This is a genomic window from Treponema endosymbiont of Eucomonympha sp. (assembly GCF_001028545.1).
In genome coordinates, this window is record NZ_BBPW01000566.1 from 1 (window position 1) to 479 (window position 479).

Genomic DNA, 479 nt, shown 5'->3' on the forward strand with positions numbered 1-479 from the left:
TTCGCGCCGGCCGCTCCCGACGGGACGCTACGCTCCGGCGTCCCCAGCGCTGCAGACGAAAGACCTGCCGACCGGTTTCCTGCACGAGGCGGCGTATATGCCCGTATACCGCCAAAAGCTGTCGCCGTTCATGGCGGAATGCGTCGGCGAACTTGACGCATACTCCCGCATTGCGCGCAAATACGGACAGGGAAGCAAGCCGCCGGACGCACAAGCATACCTGCCTCCGCCCATTTGGCAGGACGACGCACGGCAGGCGTTCGAGACATTTCGGAAAGAACTGGGCTACGGCACGATGCTCGTGCGCGCGGGCGAATTCCTCCGCCGTTTTATCCCCGATGCGTCGTTTTCAAAGCAGACCTTCGTCGCGCTTATGCGGACGCTGGAGCGCGAGCTTATCGGAGTCGCGCCGGATATCCTCGCCTATCCGTATGCGGTGCAGGCGGACGACGAAATGGCGCTCTGCCGGCTGCAATACC

1 protein-coding gene is annotated in these 479 nt (G+C 63.3%); it reads left to right on the forward strand.

The window, feature by feature from the left end; all coding sequences use genetic code 11:
• Positions 1-479: hypothetical protein (locus AWU74_RS12170; protein WP_187150966.1), on the forward strand; the 479-nt coding region annotated here is incomplete at both ends.